Origin of the sequence: Silicimonas lutimaris, assembly GCF_047314965.1 — a bacterium.
Taxonomy (GTDB): Bacteria; Pseudomonadota; Alphaproteobacteria; order Rhodobacterales; family Rhodobacteraceae; genus JAVJUV01.
Genome location: NZ_JBLBVK010000038.1, coordinates 165,597 through 183,524 on the forward strand (window position 1 = coordinate 165,597; position 17,928 = coordinate 183,524).

Consider the following 17,928-nt stretch of genomic DNA (forward strand, 5'->3'; position numbering starts at 1 on the left):
AGGATCAAAAAGGCTCGCGATCGGCCCTGGACCGAGGGAGCTTACCCAGTGAGTCGGTCTGAAACCGTCGATGGGGTGGGGTCCCCAGGGGTTTGCCGTGTTTAACGGGTTTGGCAGGGCTGCGGGCGGAGGAGAACCAAACTTAACATAAGGGCGCTTATGTGGGTTGAGCACCAACGTCCGCCAAGCGAGCCGAAGCGGTCATCCGACCAAAAGACTCGGATGTCTCCGTTGAGCCCGGAGCAGTCACTCGCCGCAGGCCTGCTTTTGATGAACGGCAGCGAGAGAGAGCCCCTGATGCACTTGCAGAATTGAAGGGATAAAAAGCTTGGGCTCTTTTCCTTTCGGTTGTCCTTAGCTTTCGGATGAAAAACTGCGTGGCTTGCAACGATTCCAAATCGCAGACCCTTTACGCCTCGCACATGCGCTCAGTTGATTGTCTCGGCAACTTGCAGGATCTCAACCGGTGGGAAGATGTTAAGCTTCCTTGCTACGTCCATGTTCACGACATAGGCGAAATCCGTCACTCGCTTGATCGGAAGATCACCAGGCCGCACGTCGTCGCGAAGGATAGTGATGGCAAGTTCGGCCGCCTCGCGTCCGACGTCGTAAGCTCGGGCAGCAATCGAGACAAGAGCGTGGTTCTCGCGGACAAGCTCTTCGTAAGGACTCAGGACTGGAATTCCGTTCTCGACAGCCGAGCGGGTAAATTCCTCGGCGTGAATGCGCAAATAGGAGCTTGAGCCGAGGTAAATAAAATCGACACCGGCGTCGGCCAGTTCCTTCATCCTAACCGGGATCAGCGCAGGATCGGGCGCGCCTGCATTACCTGGGTCGAGCTCGACCGCGGTGAATTCATACCCCATTTCATTAGCCAGGTTTTCATGTTCGGCCACTTTGATGAGGGAATTGCGTTCGTTACCGTTGTAGAGGATCCCGAGATGGCTGAAGTCCGGCTTGATGCTGCGGATGGTCCTGATGTTGACCTCTTCCGGGACCCGGTTGAAAGTCCCGGCCACAAGCGGTCGTCCCGTTCCTTCGAAACTCTCCGCTATGCCTGCGCCAAAGGGATCCGCGACGTACCAGAACACGCCCGGAACGTCCTGAACGTAGCGTGGGTCGCCCGCATCCGTTATCTTGCCGAGAATACCGAGGGTAACACTTGTCCCGTAGGTCGCGACAAGATCGGCCCCGAGCGCTCGCGACTCCTCCACGAAACCTGGAAATTTACTCTTGTCCTGATTTGACAGCCTCAGGACCAGTTCGGCGTCCAGACCGCTCTTTTCAATGGTTTCGAGGAAGCCCTGGCAGGAATGTTCGCATTCATGCTCCCAAGTCACCACGTAGATTAGTTTTGTTTCCGCCCAAGCCGGCGCGCTTGTCAGAGCAGCAAGGCAAAAGGCTTGAAGTATTCTGATCACGTTTTCCTCCAAGTCCCATCCGTTTACCGGAGACGCTTTGCGTTTCATTAAGGTGTCCCCACCTTGGAACGTCTAAACATCGCGTGGCTTCCTTCAGCCACGATCATGAGAAATGCCCCGATAAAAAACAACATTCCGATCGCAACGGCCAACCATACATAATCGAAGCGCAGCACGAGTTGGGCACCGACCAGCAGGCCTGCGATGGCTGCTAAGCGGACGATGATCCTCAATGCGGCTAGGCTGGTATCTCGGGCCCCGACAATACCGCTCTCTTCTGCAATCCGGATAATGTGGGCAAATACCACTGCATCGCACATTGCGAAGCCCAGCCCAAAGAAGCCCACCGCACCGACCATGGGCCAGAACCCCGCCCCGAAATACAGCGACGACAGCGCACAGCCGGCTACAATCGTTCCGACGACCAGCATCGGCACATAGCCGACCTTTCCATCCGCCAGACGGGCGATCGTCGGACCGACGAGCACCGGGACAAGGTAGTACACCATTACCACTCGGCCGATGTCCGAGATCTGCGCGCCCGCCGCTTCCAAGATCAGCGGCGTCAGATACCATATGAACACGGACATGCCGATATTCATCGGCACTGCCACGCCGAAGATCAGTGCAAGTACTCTATGCTTGAATAGTACGGCAAACGGTCGCGCAGTTTTTCTGGGCTCTTCAGTCGTCGGAAACTCCCGCGGCGCGACGTTTCCTGAAAGAAAGAACGCAGCGATGATGCCGGAAATCAGGACTAGCACCGCGCCGACAAAGAAGGTCTCGTTCATCCCGACACGATCGGCGAGAACCCCTCCGATCGCCGTGCCGCAGAATGCCCCGCCGAGGATAACGAACAGATAGCTTGCGATGGCCTGCGCATCCTCGCCTTTTGGCGCCGTCCGGATCGCGTATTCTTGGCAGGCGATGGCCGCCGCCGCGTAGACCAGCGCCATCGCCCCATGCCAGATCGCGATCCAAAGCGCCGACTGTCCAAGTCCCACCCCGACCATCGCGAGGGCTGTTAGAGGAATACATAGAAGAAAGAGAGTGCGAGGCGTCACCACGCGCAGGATCTTTCCACCAAAGGGCGAGATGACTGCAATGGCCGCGAGATATGCAATCAGTGGAAGCGTCGCTGCGAGTTCTGGTGCAAGCCAAGGCGGATTGGTCGCATCCCGTGCATACATCGGGAGAAACGCCCCGCTGATCTCGGTCGCGAGCGAAAACACGAAAAGCGGCAACCGTACATCCACGAAATAAGCCTGCGGAAGTCGTTTAGGCGTGAAAACGGTCCTACCCCGCTCTGCTAAGTCGAGCGCACGATCTGAAACACGGCGCAAGACACGGCGTAGGTTTCCCCCGTCCGCCTCCGGCACGAAATGGCTGAAGTCGCCTCGCGCCTGCATGCGCAAAAGCGTGAACATGCGGTCAAGTGGTTTGCCGAGAGCGCTTGCCGCAACGGCGACAACGAGTTCGAAAGCCAGTAGAGTTGCGACGAGTCCAACGACAAATATGTCCAACAAGATGTTCTGCAGTCGAGCGCGCAGGTATCCAGGCTCGATCTCTATCCTCACCTCTCCGACAAGTGTGTTCCGGTTGAGGATCGGGACGGAAAAGCTGGGCCCGGCTCTAGCGCCGACATTGGCCACACGGGACACAACACTTGTCTCGGAAGTCGTGGCTGACTCCGCCTGAGAGACGATTTCGCCGGACCGCGTCAGCAGCGTGATACTGCGAACCTCGTCGAATTCTTGCAGAACGTCTTCGAGATATTTGTCCGCGCCAGATACCGCCCCCAGGGGAAGACCCATCTCGAGCGCATTTTCGACGCTGTCTCGGATCGAGGTCCCGATCAATAGCGAGCGCTTATCCAGTTCTGGTTGAATAGCGGCGTCGAATGCGCGAAGCGCCCCAAAGGTCATGATCAGCAGCGAAACTGCCATCATGATCCCTACCCATATGATAACGCGCCGCGCAGCGATGCGCCCGGGCTGATCCAGCACTCGCATCAAAGCGAGTCCTCATCGCCCTCGCGGTCGCGCGGAAGCTGTTTCTGTCGGTAGCTCATTTCGGATCGGTCGAGCAGATCGCGAAACTCGGAGATTCGAATGCCCAGGCCAGCGACATCGTCTTCGGATTGCCCGACGGTTGGCTCTTCTCGCCAGAACCCACGTTCGAATCCGTCGAAACTTGCTAAAAGCCCTTTGAAAATTCGGAGATGCTCTGCAAGGGCCAGCCGGATGGGTCCATATCCGACTAGAAAGGTGCCGCCTAGGACAAGCGCGGCAAGGATAACAAGCTGGGCCTCCATAGCTTTCAGGCGAAGGTTGGCGCCTTCTTTCGAGTATTCGATCAAGACAGTGCCTGCCCGTGAGCCGGACGCCCCCTCGATATTGGCCCCCACCAAGAACCTTTCCGAAGTTTCCAGATTCCAGGTTTCTCCTGGAGCGGCGGCCTGGATTGAGTCGAGAATTGCCTCCGAGAGAACAGCACTGCTTTCCATGTTCGTCGACCGGACGACGTCTCCTTCTGGGGAAATTACCTGAATTGCCACGATCGCCTGATCGCTCGACGCCACTCTCGCGAGAACGGCATCTGCGTTACGAACGGTCCCGATCGGAATTCCCAACTCGGCGACTGATGCAAACGGCCGCCTCGCCGTGTCAGCCAAGACAAGGAGACGATCGCGCGTCAGATCCGAGAGAATGGCACCGTACTGGATGGTCGCCATGGCAACGAAAACGACCAGCGCAAAAAGGTTCACCGCAGCAACCGTCAGTATTATGCGCCCGACAAGAATTGAGTTCCTCCAAACCGTGCGTGGCCCGGTGATGTCCTTGCTTTCTTTTGGAGACTACGAAGTGTGGATCTCAAGTCCAGAGAATTATAGGTCGCGGCACAGATTCTGTCTTTGGCCGGACGGTAATGTGCGTGCTGTGTGTTCGGGACAACCGCTGTTTTTAGCCAAATCTCTGAATGTGCGAGGTCAGGATTCAGACTGCATGGGAGGTCCCGCGACACAGTTTGAAATGGACACAGTTTGCCAAGGCGGCTTCAGACCATCGAATTCGCAGCAACGGCTTCGTCCGCAACTCAGTCATCGAGCCTAATCTGGATGTGGTCTGCTTTGCCCTCTGAAGCTGACCTTAGCTTCCGAACAGACCTATTGAGGTCGGCCAACGGCAGCTCCTGCCAGCAGCGGACGTTCGCAGAAATGAGGGTAATGACCGGGTAGCGGACTTTGCTGACCTTCGTGCTGATCAAACCAACCGGCACTTCGGCCTTTTGCGGACTCTTATCATGAAGAAAGGTTCTGCTCCGCAGCTTTCGCATTGACACCATTCATCTTTGGCTCAGCGATTTTCACTGCCCGGTTGTCTGCAGGGCGGACTTGCGGTCATTCGACGAAACACTACGCTGCTCGGTTTCGGCACATCGTGACATGCGGTTCCGGAAAGTCAGGCGGTGAATAGCATTGCTGTCCGGACCTATTTGGCGGGCTTTGCCCGGGGCTTCTTGCGCGCCCCACTGACCGTTGAGGTGATAGCGTCGACCGGCGGAACAGCTTCTCTCTCGAGGCGGGCCTTACGAAGGCGTGACGTTTTGACTTGGCGCTGTTCCGTTTCCTCGTCGAGGATTTCTCTCACGACGCGCGTGGTCTTATCCATCAGCGTTTCCTTGCTGGGTCTAGAGGCTTTGAACAAAGTCGTCTTTGTAAGTTTGGTCATCTTTCAATCTCCTTGACGGATGGGTTCTGGGGCCGCGCCGCGGGTAGCCAAGCTTGGGAAGAGTGGAGGTTTCGCGCGCCCGGATTGTAGGCGTCAATTGGCGCGTAACGCAGGTGTTGATCGCCCAGTATTAAAAGACGGCTGCTATATCGGCGCCCGCGTGGTCCAGTTTGAAACCAGCAGTCTTTGCTGCCGAGATGAATGCCTTGCGGGCCGAGCCAACGGGTACCAGACAATGCATTGCGGCATCAATCTGAGCGAGTGCGAAATTTCTATCTTGGTTGGCAACCGGCCACTTCTTGCGGAGCCAGTAAGATGCTTGTTCAACGGTTGAGAATTTTTGAGTGCCACCTTCCGGTGACAAGACAAGTGTGATGGGGTCTCCCCAGTGAGTTTCTATCATGTTTTCCGTTTCGTTAATTTTCGAGATGACCAGCTCTGAGGAATTGTGGGTCTTTTAACAAGAAGAGACGGGAACAGCTCGAAGACCGCTCCCGCCTCACAGTTTAGTCCAACGTCTTAGTCCAACGTCGGCCTACGCCAGTGAAAGATTGGTTGCGGATTCACGACCATCCCGCCCGCTTTCGACGTCAAAAGTCACAGCTTGACCGTCGGCCAGCTGATTCAGACCTGCGCGCTCAAGAGCAGAAATGTGAAGGAAAACGTCCTTCGATCCATGCTCTGGGGCGATAAAGCCAAAACCTTTTTGGGTGTTGAACCATTTCACGGTGCCATTGGCCATCGTGATGTCTCCTAAATTGATTGCCATCCGCACAATGCGATAGCTCGGCTCAGTGTCATCGTAGGAACGACTGAGGCCATTAGGAAACAGAAGGTCGTAAGAAGATGCCTTGCTCGATCTAGATGGACACCCAAAGGCTCCATTTCAAGTGCCTAGTTCAGAGAGCAGGGAAAAGAAGCCATTGGTTTTGTTGGCCAGGTCGCCTTCGGGCTCTCCTGAGACATCCGACGCTTTTAGTCAGATGACTGTTCTCGCCTAATATCCAGTCATCGGCGGTCGTCGCGGCGCGGTTGTCGGCGGGAATGCCTGCTTTCACGGATGGCTGACCTTCGCCGGATCAGGCTCGATGACCGGATTGCGGACGAAACTGCCGTTCAGGGAATACAAAAGCAGAATTCATACCAATCACTCAGCCTCAAGGCGTCTATGTCTTCCACGCAGCCTTAGCTGGGTTTATCACCGGCCTTCAAAGCGGTGCTCTCGGATACCTTCTTTTCAAACACCGGCTCTCGCGTACCCTCGATCCAGTACCTGAGTAGATCGTAAGAGACGGCAACGACAACGGGGCCAACGAAGAGACCAATGATGCCCCAGGTAAGAAGGCCTCCGATGGCGCCAATCAATGCAATGAGAGCTGGCAATTCAGTTCCCTTCGAAATCACAAGGGCCTTGATGACGTTGTCGATCGTTGCGACGACAGCGATCGCCCAAATGGCCACGATGACTGCTGTCAACGTCTCGCCCGAGAGCCAGAGCCAAATCGTAAAGGGTATGAATATCAAGAGCGGGCCAATTTGAATCATGGCAAGCAGAAAGGTCGCCAGTGCAAGAAGTTGCCAATGCGGCGCTCCTGCTGCCCAATAGGCGAGCGATGCCGCCATGGTTTGCACCAGGGCTGATCCCAAAAGTCCCAGAACCGCGGCGCGGGTCGCAAGTCTCGCCCTTTCGGCCAACGACGTTCCGAATTCACCACCAAGCCGTCTTGCAGTCTGTGCAATGAGGGGTGAGATGAGTGGCCCGGCCTGCAGAAGAGCGACGGCTAGAAAGAGGCCCAACGCGAACTCTGCCAAAAAGACCCCAACAAGCTTCAGGTCGGCAAGAACCCATGCCACGGCGCTCCGAAGTTCCTCCGACAATAGTCCGGCAGCGATGGCGATGTCTCGGCGTAGGACTTCGACAAAGTTTTGTCCAGTCGGCATGGCAAGTTCGTCGATACTGGTCGAATTCGAGGTCTCCGAGATCCAATTGGCCACAACGGGCAAGATGGAAAGAAGCGTTCGCGCGACCACGGTGAGTGGAATCAAGAGAACGATGACCAGCAGAACGGATAGCAAGACGGTAGCCACCCATCTCCTTCCTCCTGCGAAGGTGGTCAGTTTCTGGTGAAGACCGGCAAGCGCCACTGAAAGGATAAGTGCCCAGACCAGCGCAGGCATCAGGGGCAAGACAGTTTGGACCGCCAAAGCGACCAGTAGAACCAGCAATACAACTGCGATGGCGCGGTCGACGCTGCTGCTGGGATGGTCCTTGTCTTGTGAATTTGCGTGTTTTGAATTCTCCATTGCCCTAGCGCCTGCTTCTATCTCCAATCTCTCATCACAAGCCCCCGACATCCGAAAGCTGAGCGTGATTGTTATCGGACAAAGTCTATATAGAAGACCACATACTGAACACGGTATTCCGTCCCAACTTCGGTTTCAGCGAATGCTTCGTCAGTCAAATCCCGGGAACCACCCAACAGAAAGAGATCTAGCCGGCGTCTTGCGTACCTTGCTCGAGGCAGATCTGCGACGCAGGCGAATTCGACCGCGCAAAGGCCGGGAGAATCGAGTCTCGCATATTCCCGCCCTTCCGTTTTCTCGTCGAGGCCCGTCAAATGTCCTTGGCGGGATTGATACGGCGCAGGAGCGGGGCGTCGGACCGGACCCCATCCCTTTCCGGCCCGGCCGGCGTCTCGCACCATAGCCTGCGTGTGAGATCGGGCGCTACAAGGGGGTGATTAGGCAACAGGACAGCAAACGCATATTTCCGCCCTTCCTGTGCCAGGCCCTTCCCGGCACACGCAACTAGCAGCCATCTTTCGGCCGCGCGGACGAGGCGGCGGTTACTGTCCAATCCTACCAGTGCCACCTGGTGCCGCCGCCTCGCCCAAACACTTTCGCCGAACACGATCGCGTAAACTGCATACTTTCGCCCTTCCGTCGCCTCGCGATCCCCTGTCAAATGAGTTTGGTGGTACGGACATACTGCGCGGGCGAGGTGTCTGCCCGGTCTTTCCGCTAACCTGACTGAGCAGACGCCTCGTTCTATCGCCCGGGCCCAACCTCGAGCGCGCCAGATCGCATATTTCCGCTCTTGCTGTATCTATCGAATCCCGGTCAGATCAGGCGTCGCGGTTATCATCCCGCCGCACATGCGAGACGTCGACCGGGTCGGACAGGGAGGAGGCCCGAGCCGACGTCTCGCCCTACCGCTCGTGCTCGAAGGAGACATCGGTTGATTTATACCTAACCATGCGCTTCGCGGCATAGAGACTTCCCCAAACCAAAAGATACTTTGAAAGTTGGAGTGATCCCCATAGCATCACGTGCCATGGAACGGTTCCAATAGCGTGAATCGGAAGTAACGGCTGAAGGGAAGACGGATGATCGGACGAATAATGGCAGCGGGAACGGTTGCAGTGGCACTCGCGGGATGCGTGGAAGTTGGCGACGCAATTGAAGACCCCGGCGCATTTGAGTGTCGCGAGCGTGGAGCATCGCTCATGCGGGTTAGTTACGATCAGACCTCGGCGAGCCCGATCAATTTCGATGCCTTCGGAACACGGAACTACTCTGTCTATGCTGGCGGAACGACCTTCCGATGCTCCGTGAATTCGGACGACCAAATCATCGCGTTCAATCGCATGTGAGACGCGCCTTTTGCAGTCAGTACGAGGGGCGGTGCATTGGCTCTCGCCCCTCGAATGGTTGGCTGTTGGACCACCTCGCACAATGGGAACTCAAATGTGCCGATCGATTCTTGTGCCGCTTGTTGCTATGGGATTGCTGGGAGGCCCTGCATCATCCCAACCGCTTTTGGAAGAATCCATGGCTTTCAATCCCTACAGCAAGACGACGATGGCAATTACCGGCCCAGTGATCTTGTCCACCAAACGAATGGTTTTCGAAACTGGCAGGTTTCTTGATCTCGAAGTTCATAACCCTCGGGCTGCTGGCAATTGGGGCGCGTCCGGAGATGTGCCTGTTGCTCAGGTATTTCGTGTATCAGGGGATGTCGGACCCCTGCGGCAGGGAAACACGCTTTGTGGCGACCAGCCAATAACCTATATGGCAGCCTGGGACGAGGAAGGCTCCGGTTTCAGCTATCTTGGCATCGCAATGTTCACTGGGATTGAGGCGCCTACAAGCGCTGCCGACCAGACTATGTGCGCGACCTATTTCTTCTCGATGGATGTTGCGGACTAGTTCAGAAGTTGTCCTAGTCTATTCGACTACACGGGCCATTCATTGCCCAGAGCAAGCAAGTGGTTCAGCGGTAGGGAATGCTAAAGAACGAGAAGCTGTTGGTCTGGGTAATTACGGGCGTTCCCGTTTCCGCCATTAGGCTTGCCATTGCTTCGCTTCCCGTCGGACAGGCCACAAGATCGGCCGCATCGTCGAGGAAATCGACAGTGAACTCCGTTTCGCCGACAAGCTGGCACTCGTCCGCAATGCTTCGGTAACCGCGAACGAAGTTCAGATCCGGGTCAGGTTCGCTGATCGCGACCTCTGGAGCGGTTCCGACGCATCCCGTCACCGTCAGTACCAAAGCGCAGGCACAGATGGCACGCATGACCTTTTCGAGGCGCCTTTTCATATATTCTACTCCCACACTGCACCCGTGCTGCGCCAGACCATTTCATCTGAATCCCAAACACTGGCCACGACGCAGGGCGTTGGGTTGATCCCACCACATTGCGAGCCATGCACATCCGCCAAAAGCACGCGGAATGGGCCAATGTTCGCCATGTCCCATCCCTGATTGAGAAGCGAAAACATACGATCCTCGATCAGGAAGTGAGACACGCAACCGCCCGTTCCGCAATAGAGTGATACGGCGGAAGAACAGGCGAACCCGGCTTCGTCCAAAACCCAGTCCCTGTGGATGTCTCCATCGAGATCGACGCGGTGAACGGCCCCAAATTCAAGGGCGAACTGCCCGTTCTCCATACCCGAACATGCCTGCTGTGCGGCCTCGACTCTTTCAAGAAACTGTGCGGGCAGCACGGACAAATCCTGCGCGTGTGCCGAGGCCGTGTAGAAGGCCACAGAGAGAGCACAGAGAGCAGCCGCCCAACCCCTGGAACCCGCGCGATTGCCATTTCCAGCCAGTTGGCTACCCATGTTCGTATCTCCAGCCCTTCCGTGTGCCTCAGTTGCACTGGTCGTAGGTGTAGTCGCCAAACTCGAGCCAATTCCGTCCGCCATCGCTGAAGACAAGGAACTCTGACCGGTCTTCGCCAAGGAGCGCGACCTGAAAACCTGCCGGCGGCTGAGAGTTTCCGAAATAGCTGTACGAGGTCATGGCACGAACAGTCTCGCCATTGACGGTCACAACGGCATCCCACTGGTCGCCCGGCTGTCCAACGATGGCATATTCGATGACCCTCTGAACGGCACCGCCACCGCAATACACAATGCCTTCTGGCGCCTCCATGCTCTGTGATGCCGAAGCGGTGGAGCCGCAGGAAGCGCGCAGGGATCTGACCGCCGCAGATGATCCTTTAAGCGTAAAGATGCCATAAGAGACATCCTGATCAGCCATTGAAAGGTTCAGAACGGCGTTCTGCGCGATCTGATCCAAAACGAAATCATAGTCGCCCTGATCGAAGAAACGGACCTCAACAGGATAGTTGTCGACGAGCGAGATATCCGCATTCATCGATCCTGCCTGAAACGCACCTACCTCGGTCGAACCATCCTTCATGAACCGAAAGGACAGGCCCTGCTTGGAAACGATGTCTTGCGAGTCCTCATAACCTGCTGGCGCAAAACGGACCCGATCGCATTGCAACTCCAGCGTCATGTTGCCCGTCTGAATGAAGGCGTTGGCATTGGGCGGTCCACTGAAGTTCCAGTCAGCCATGGCAGGAGATGACATCAAGATTGTGAGGACCGCGCCGGCTACTAGATGTCTTTTCATAAGTGATCCCTTCCATTTTCGTCAGGCTGCAGGTGACCATCGAAATCTAAACGAGAAACCGTGCTCCATTCCAGAGCGAACTCACCGTTATCCAAGGGCGTCCGTGCCTCCGTCGCGGCCTCGACTCTCTCACGAAGTGGCGCGGGCATTCGAAGGTCTGGGACCAAGGCAGGCAAAGCCATCAAGCCCGCGGCGAAAGAACGGAGAGTCCGGTCTTCATTGTCTCACCTCACAGGCATTGTGTCGGTCAGCGGCCCAGATTGGGTCGGGATATCTGTCAGGTTCATGCCGCCACCGATGGCGCCAAGCGCGTCGGCAACACTCGGTGGAGTGTCGCCCGAGAGCGCAGCATCGATCCGTCGCGCGAGTTCCTCGTAGTGTCCCGATATGGCCGGGTCGTCGCTGTCTCCAGCTGCGGCTTTCAGCCGTGTCGCCAACTGCGGAAGTCGCGCGCGTGCCCAGGCTGGGAATGCCGTCTCAGCCCCGGTCGAGGCCTGCGCGTTGAGTTGGTCGGCATCTGCCCCGAAAAGTGCGGCGACGAGCGTTAGCGCACCCCTTGGAGTCGGCGGGGCGACGAGGACCTGCCAGGTCCCCTGCACAAACGCGGTCTGCATGGCGCGCTTGCGTGGGTCGTCCTGCCCGAGGTCACTGAACAAAGCGGCGAGCATGTCATCTCCTAGGTCAAGGGGCCCATAGGCTGATGGATCGCGGCGCTGCTGTTCGTCCAGCGTTCCCAGCCGCGCACCGCTCAGCAGCAGCGAAACTGCCTGCGAGGCGGCGCCGTCAAGTGTCAGGCGCGCACCGATCGGCTCCAGGCGGTCGATAAGCTCAGTGCGCTCGAAAATCTCGAGCGCCTCTGGCACCTCTTCAAGCACAAAGCGCACCGAACGACGCTGTTCAGCGGCGGGCACCGGACGGTACCGCTCGACATTCGCGGGTTCGTCATAGACGCCGCCGACGTTCGAGAGTACGCTTTGAACGAACGTGAGATAGCGCGACAGCGCCTGATCATATGCGGCACGGATGACCGCGTCGTTCCCGCCCGCTGCCTGCGGGAGGTTGCCAAGAGCCGTATCGAGGCGTTCCGCGACGAGACGTGTTGCCTCTACTCGATCGGCCGCAGTGTTCTCTCGCTGAAGGCGCGGGTCACTGCCCTGTCGGGACTCCGATGCCATCTCGGCTGCCGCCCACCTCAGAATACGATCAGTGCGGGAGCGTTCGATCAATTCTTTGAGCCCCACTTCGGTCGCCTCTTCGCCGCCGAAATTGCGATAACCGAATTCGATAGCAAGGCGATCGTAGGCTGAAATCATGGGGTAGAAATCTTGCACACCATCATCTGGCTGGGCAGCCTGGTTCCACCGACCATATGCCATGATTGATCCGTTAGGCCCATTTGCTGCCATGAAGGCCGGGTCGCGCTGTTGCGCGATACTCCAGACAGTCGAAGCAAGGTGATTGTGGCGCAGTCCCAACGTGTGACCGACCTCGTGGGCGATCACATAGCGCATCAGTTCGCCCTGCTTCTCGGGCGAGAGCGGCAGGGTGTCCGCCTCGGGGTCGACCGCGTTATGAAGAAGATAGTAGTAGGTTTCGAAGAACGGGACGACCGACGGCCAAACGAGGATATGCGCACCGAGAATTTGCCCTGACCGAGGGTCGTAATGCACCGGACCCATTGCGTTAGCCATTTCTTGTGGCAGCCAACGCACGACGTTGATGCGGGCGTCCTCGGCTGACCAATCGGGATCTTCCTCAGGTGTCGGTGCATTCCGTGCTACGATGGCGTTCGAAAAGCCCGCGGCCTCGAAGGCCACGTTCCACATCTCTATGCCTTCCTTGATATAGGGGCGCCAACGGTCGGGCACACCTTGGCCGATGTAGTAAACGAGGGGCTCCACCGGATCGGACAGACCCGTGGCGTTGGGGTCGGCTTTCTCGAGTCTGTGGCGCAGAATGTATGTGACGTCGCGTACCGGAGCATCGTTTCCGTACTCAACGAATGACGTGCTGAAGTATCCCATTAGTGGGTCGGCTTCACGGGGTGTCATCGGCACCTCCGGAAGCAAAGCCAGCGAATGCCCAACAATCATCGATTGCGCGCCACCCTGACCAATGAAAGTCAAGTGCGAGCGGACTGATATGTTCTCCGGAAAAGAGCGGGCGCGGTCGATCCAGGATCTCGTTGGATCGGCGGCCGGTGGGCCCAAGGGGCCCGCAAGCACCGCTCCCGCCGTGATTGGACCACCGATATCGCCCGAAAAAACGTCAGTGAGATCGAGAAGGATCTCTCCGTCAGGCCCCTCTCCCGCGATAGGCAGACCAAACAGGATGGGCCCCAGCGTGACACCTTCGACGGCGATCTGGATCGGGGCAAGCTTCGCCTCGACATGGTCGTCGTGCTCTGACGCGACGGCACGGCGCGCACTTTTTCCAGCAAGATCGCGAACGAAGATCGTGTCACCTCGGCGTTCAAGTCTGATGATTGTCTCTCCTATGGCATTGCCGCCCATGCTGACCACGCCGACCGGCAAGCTGACCGCTTCCGCGTACCACATGAAGAGCCGGTCAAGCAGTTCCGGCGGCAGGACAAGAAAAGTCCGCCCCTCGAGATCGTAAAGCTGCGCTGGCCCTTCCCCCAGCGGCTTTCCTTTGGCTACAAGCTGAGCGAAGGGATCGGGCGCGTCGACCTCCGTCTGTTCACTTTCTAGAGGCGAAGTTGTCGTATCATCATCCTGCGCGATTGCCGGATTTCCAAGCAGCATTGCCAGCATGCTGGCGGTCGAAAAAAGAACGGTCCACTTCATGGTGATCCCCAGTAGAAATTACCTAAGATTGCCAATGCGTGCCACCTGACGTCAATGATAGATGCGCGTCATGACTGGCAGATGACTCCCGGCGACCTGTATTTTTTTCTCAGGCGCGTCTGCGTGCCAAGGCCACGTCGACGGAATTGAAGCTTTGACGCTTCCATGAGAACGAGAGACGAATGCGATCAGTTCAGATCCATTCTGCGAACAGCCTCTGGGCCTGGCATCAGAGTAGACTCCCAAGTCGCCCAGTCACCGCCCGCGCCCATGTAGCCACTGTAGAGCTTCGCGATGAGCTGTGGATCCGAAGATATTCGATCCCAAGACATCTTCCGCAGGTTGGGATGGCGCCAGCGCAGATTTTCAAGCACAACTGTTGCCCCCCAGTCGGCAAGCGCTGGTTGCTCGGAGAAATACGCAATTGCGGAGAGCGCCCGTTCCGGTTCGGCATCAATTAACGTCAAGAAGCCCTCTTCGATTGCCCAAGGCAGCAGGCTCTGTATTGTGTCTGCCTTAATGCGATATGGGCCGACCGATAGGTTCAGCGCGGTCACACCGCCTGGCCAAACGAGGGCGAGCATGTCTTCTGCTTCTTCAAACAGACGACGCGAAATCCCCTCCTGGCTATAATATCGAGCCTCAGCCGCCTTTATGGCTTCCGTGACCTCGACCGGCACACTCGGATATGAAATCCGGAAATCAACGGAGGCGAGTGTCTGGACCCGCAAATGAAGGAAGATGCCCGCAGTGACAGTGCCCAAAACAAACGTAAAGACAGCACCAAGAAGCGCACTTCGCATGGTTGGCTCTCCAGCAATGGCGCCAATTCGGTGCGGCGCGGCTTAGAAACGTACCTTCGGACTAAACGCAACAAATTTCCAGATATCTAGACCTTCCGCTCAACGCTGCTTGCGGTGCTTACTTGAAGAGCGTCCGTCGGTGTAACCGCATGTGACGACGGTCCGCTTCGGGCCGGAAGTAGCCGGTCTAAGTCTGGAACGCTGCTTACGTCGGACCAAATCGATTTTGCAGTTGAAGGGGCCATAGGCGGTTCCATCTTCAACGACGGCTTCGTCCGCAATGCGGTCGTCGAGCCTATTCTGTCTGAGGTCGGCTTTGCCAACTTAAGCTGACCTTCGCTTCCAAACGGACGGGTCCCGGTTCGGCCAATGGCCGCTTCTTACAGCAGCGGACATTCGCAAAAATGAGGGTAATGACCGAGTGGCGGACGAAGCTTCCTTTGAAACCGGTGCATTGAGCTAAATCATTCCGCTTTCATCCGTCATCATGCGAGAAGTTCACTGTTGGGAACTGCCCCGGGAGCGAGAGTTTTGCTCAGTTGATTGAATGGAGGCTGTTATGTTGAAGATACTCTTCTCGTTACTTGTTCTTTTTCCGCCAGTTTTAGCTTCGGCACAGGACACGCCGGAATTCCTGAGGTTAGGCGGTGATCTTTATGGCGGAGGCAGCGCAGTGGTCGTCGCCGACGGTGCCGCAAATGATGTCTTCCTGGCCGCTCAGGATACCCGGCTAGCCGTGCCAATATCGGGGTCCGCTCACTTGGCAGGGCAGACGGTGACTCTGGCCCAACCAGTTGCAGGCAACGCCTATGCAGCGGGTCAGACGGTCACATTAAGTGCTCCTGTGACTGGCAGTGCAACGCTTGCAGGTCAAACGTTGAACATTGGCGACATAGGTCGGAACCTGCGGGCCTTTGGCCAATCTGTCGCCTTGAATGGAACTGTCGGCGGCGCTGCATTAATCGCAGCGCAAGGGGTCACATTTAACAGTACCGTCAATGGCGACGTGGCTGTAAATGCGGATACCATCGACTTCGGCCCAGCAGCCAGGATCGGCGGAACCCTCACAATCTATCATTCCGACCCGAACTCAATCGACGTTCCTGACGCGGCCGCACCCGCGGAGCGGATCATGCGCAAGACTATCGAGCAATGGTCCGAGGACGCCCCAACGTCAGTCGGTGTGAGCAGTGACACGATGTGGCGCGGAATACTCTCCACGGTCATTACCGTGACGGTTCTGGCCGCACTACTTGCAGCGCTGATGCCCGGAAAACTGTCGCAGATGAGGGCCATGTTCCTTACCCGGCCATTTCGTTCATTTTGGTTCGGTTTCTTGACCTTGTCGGCTGCCATCGGAACGACAGTCGTCCTTGCGATCACCTTGATTGGTCTTTTGGCGACTCCGATGTCGATTCTTCTGGCAATAGTTCTTGGATTTGCAGGTTACATTGTCGGATCCTACGCTCTGGGCGTTGGTTTTTTAGACCTGATCGGGCGAGATGTCCCTGGAGCATGGATTGAACGCGCTCTTGCCGCTGCGATTGGTGCGGTCGTGATCGCTGTCGTCGGTTTGGTTCCATTTTTTGGCTGGCTGGTGATCCTGGCGGTATCGCTGACGGGGCTTGGTGCTCTTTGCATCGTGTTCTTCCGTCCGCGTTTCTACTCCGATGCCTCGCCAAGCGCCTAGCAAGCACGAGCGAATCGGATCATGGCATCGCACCTTATCGATGCCGGATACTTCGTGGATCAAAGGGGCGTTTCAGTTGGGATATCAACGAGTCCTCTTGTCCCTCTTGGCGGGGTGGTTCGCACTTCTTGTTCCCTTCGCGGCTTGCGCCGAGATGACAGAATACAGCTGCGACATCGACAGCATCACCGTCGTAGCCGAGGACAGTCACAATGCCGAGCTGGCTTGCGACACGATAGTCTCAACCGATTTGCGACTGCGCGACCTTGGTCTTGAAATTGACCAAACCGTGCGCGTCGAAATCACGATCAAGGAACGCTACAGCTCGCTCCGGGGCAACCGCCGTCAGACAAAGAAGCGGCTGCTGTCCGGGCTCGTTCGCTGCGGCGCCTGTGGTGGCAACATGACCATAATCAACCGCGAGCGCTACTCCTGCTCCGCGAAGCGGGAACGTGGCACCTGCTCCAGCCCCGTGGGCATCAAAGCCGCTGAACTCGAGAAACGCGTACTCGATGGCCTTCGGGAGATCTTGCACGGCCGGCAAGACTTGGTTGAAGAATTCGCAACCGCATACCGGGAGGAAGTTGAACGGCTCCGGCGTTCCAGAACAAACGACGGCTCACGGCTGCAAAAGGAACTGGCCAAGGTGCAACGCGGTATTGATCGCTGCCTCGCCTACATTATCGACGGCGACGGCGATCCGGGCACCGTCCGGGGGTCGCTCAAGGAACTGGAGAACCGCAAGAGGGCCTTAGAACGGCAACTGAGAGAGGCTGGCTCGGCGTCAACAGTCGTGCTCCACCCGAACATCGCGGATCACTATCGCCGCAAGGTAAAGGAACTCCAAATTCTGTTCACCGACGACGCGTCGCGCCAGCAGGCCATGGAAATTGTCCGCTCATTGATAGACCACATCGAAGTTTGCCGAGGCGAGAAACGCGGAATGCCCGATGTCATCCTTTTTGGTACACTCGCAAATATCCTGGAGTATGCCTGTACAGAAACAAAAAAAGCCGCCTCGGCTGAGGGCGGCGTTGGTAGGGTCTTGTTGGTTGCGGGGGCTCGCAACCAGCTTTGTCGAACTGTCTTGGAGCTATGACCGGGCCACAATTTAGCACGGCGATCGCTCAACGCTCTGCACGGCGAAGCATTTCAGATCGTTGACGATTTGCCCTCAGGCGAACACGCCCAGTCCTGGTCTGACGCGCGTTAGAGTGGACCCAATCCCAATGACCGGCATGCATGGCAGAGGCGACATCTGATCAAAATGGTCAGATGACGGCAACGAGCCCAAAGCAGAAAGCGAAGGCTCACTAGCGGAAGCCGAAGCGGACGGAAGCTCATGTTGTGCTATGCTTGATTAGTCCTTCTGGTGAGCCTCACATGGTAAATCTGGCAAGACTGATGCAAAAAAATCTGAGAAAGGATCCGATGCCCCGCAACACCAAGTTAATCCTCTGCCCCGTCAATCTTCGCCACCTGAAGGTGGATTGCAGTGCCTACGAAGAGGCCATCGCTATGGCGAAACGCCGTGGCGCGAAGCTTCTCGT

General features: G+C 57.0%; 16 protein-coding genes. 4 read left to right on the forward strand and 12 right to left on the reverse strand.

The genetic code is table 11. The features are described from left to right. Positions 1 to 428: 428 nt before the first annotated feature. The 7 genes from ACKLNI_RS05050 to ACKLNI_RS05080 all read right to left on the reverse strand — a co-directional run bounded on the left by ACKLNI_RS05050 (position 429) and on the right by ACKLNI_RS05080 (position 7,456). A complete protein-coding gene (locus tag ACKLNI_RS05050) occupies positions 429 to 1,469 on the reverse strand; it encodes an ABC transporter substrate binding protein (RefSeq protein WP_413717949.1) in 1,041 nt (346 codons plus the stop codon). Beyond that, entirely contained in the window at positions 1,469 to 3,433 is a 1,965-nt protein-coding gene (locus ACKLNI_RS05055; RefSeq protein ID WP_413717951.1) for an MFS transporter, read from the reverse strand. The genes ACKLNI_RS05050 and ACKLNI_RS05055 overlap by 1 nt, the downstream gene beginning before the upstream one ends. Further along, positions 3,433 to 4,188 (reverse strand): hypothetical protein, encoded by a 756-nt coding sequence (locus ACKLNI_RS05060; RefSeq protein WP_413717952.1) that lies wholly within the window; start codon positions 4,186 to 4,188, stop codon positions 3,433 to 3,435. The genes ACKLNI_RS05055 and ACKLNI_RS05060 overlap by 1 nt, the downstream gene beginning before the upstream one ends. Positions 4,189 to 4,912: 724 nt before the next feature. Continuing rightward, positions 4,913 to 5,152 carry a hypothetical protein gene (locus ACKLNI_RS05065; protein WP_413717953.1) on the reverse strand — a complete coding sequence of 80 codons (240 nt, stop codon included), beginning with the start codon at positions 5,150 to 5,152 and terminating at the stop codon, positions 4,913 to 4,915. Positions 5,153 to 5,282: 130 nt separating this feature from the next. Continuing rightward, entirely contained in the window at positions 5,283 to 5,555 is a 273-nt protein-coding gene (locus ACKLNI_RS05070) for a DUF982 domain-containing protein (protein WP_413717954.1), read from the reverse strand. 132 nt (positions 5,556 to 5,687) lie between these two features. After that, positions 5,688 to 5,894 (reverse strand): cold-shock protein, encoded by a 207-nt coding sequence (locus tag ACKLNI_RS05075; RefSeq protein WP_413717955.1) that lies wholly within the window; start codon positions 5,892 to 5,894, stop codon positions 5,688 to 5,690. Positions 5,895 to 6,337: 443 nt separating this feature from the next. Then, positions 6,338 to 7,456, reverse strand: coding sequence for an AI-2E family transporter (locus ACKLNI_RS05080; protein WP_413717956.1), 1,119 nt, complete (start codon positions 7,454 to 7,456; stop codon positions 6,338 to 6,340). Positions 7,457 to 8,538: 1,082 nt separating this feature from the next. Here ACKLNI_RS05080 and ACKLNI_RS05085 point away from each other — a divergent pair. Beyond that, entirely contained in the window at positions 8,539 to 8,805 is a 267-nt protein-coding gene (locus ACKLNI_RS05085) for a hypothetical protein (protein ID WP_413717957.1), read from the forward strand. 178 nt (positions 8,806 to 8,983) lie between these two features. Next, entirely contained in the window at positions 8,984 to 9,361 is a 378-nt protein-coding gene (locus ACKLNI_RS05090; RefSeq protein WP_413717958.1) for a hypothetical protein, read from the forward strand. Positions 9,362 to 9,425: 64 nt separating this feature from the next. Here the strand turns inward: ACKLNI_RS05090 and ACKLNI_RS05095 are convergent, their stop codons facing one another. The 5 genes from ACKLNI_RS05095 to ACKLNI_RS05115 all read right to left on the reverse strand — a co-directional run bounded on the left by ACKLNI_RS05095 (position 9,426) and on the right by ACKLNI_RS05115 (position 14,688). Beyond that, a complete protein-coding gene (locus tag ACKLNI_RS05095; protein WP_413717959.1) occupies positions 9,426 to 9,752 on the reverse strand; it encodes a hypothetical protein in 327 nt (108 codons plus the stop codon). A gap of 5 nt (positions 9,753 to 9,757) precedes the next feature. Next, positions 9,758 to 10,279, reverse strand: coding sequence for a hypothetical protein (locus ACKLNI_RS05100; RefSeq protein ID WP_413717960.1), 522 nt, complete (start codon positions 10,277 to 10,279; stop codon positions 9,758 to 9,760). A 28-nt stretch (positions 10,280 to 10,307) separates the two neighbouring features. Beyond that, positions 10,308 to 11,021, reverse strand: a complete 714-nt coding sequence (locus ACKLNI_RS05105) for a hypothetical protein (protein ID WP_413717961.1) — start codon at positions 11,019 to 11,021, stop codon at positions 10,308 to 10,310. Between the two features lie 281 nt (positions 11,022 to 11,302). Next, positions 11,303 to 13,885 (reverse strand): zinc-dependent metalloprotease, encoded by a 2,583-nt coding sequence (locus tag ACKLNI_RS05110; protein WP_413717962.1) that lies wholly within the window; start codon positions 13,883 to 13,885, stop codon positions 11,303 to 11,305. Positions 13,886 to 14,073: 188 nt separating this feature from the next. Next, positions 14,074 to 14,688 (reverse strand): hypothetical protein, encoded by a 615-nt coding sequence (locus tag ACKLNI_RS05115; RefSeq protein WP_413717963.1) that lies wholly within the window; start codon positions 14,686 to 14,688, stop codon positions 14,074 to 14,076. Between the two features lie 559 nt (positions 14,689 to 15,247). On the opposite strand from ACKLNI_RS05115, the gene ACKLNI_RS05120 reads away from it, so the two are divergent. Continuing rightward, positions 15,248 to 16,378, forward strand: coding sequence for a DUF8173 domain-containing protein (locus ACKLNI_RS05120; protein WP_413717964.1), 1,131 nt, complete (start codon positions 15,248 to 15,250; stop codon positions 16,376 to 16,378). Positions 16,379 to 16,418: 40 nt separating this feature from the next. Beyond that, positions 16,419 to 17,477 carry a recombinase zinc ribbon domain-containing protein gene (locus ACKLNI_RS05125; protein WP_413717965.1) on the forward strand — a complete coding sequence of 353 codons (1,059 nt, stop codon included), beginning with the start codon at positions 16,419 to 16,421 and terminating at the stop codon, positions 17,475 to 17,477. Positions 17,478 to 17,928: the final 451 nt, after the last annotated feature.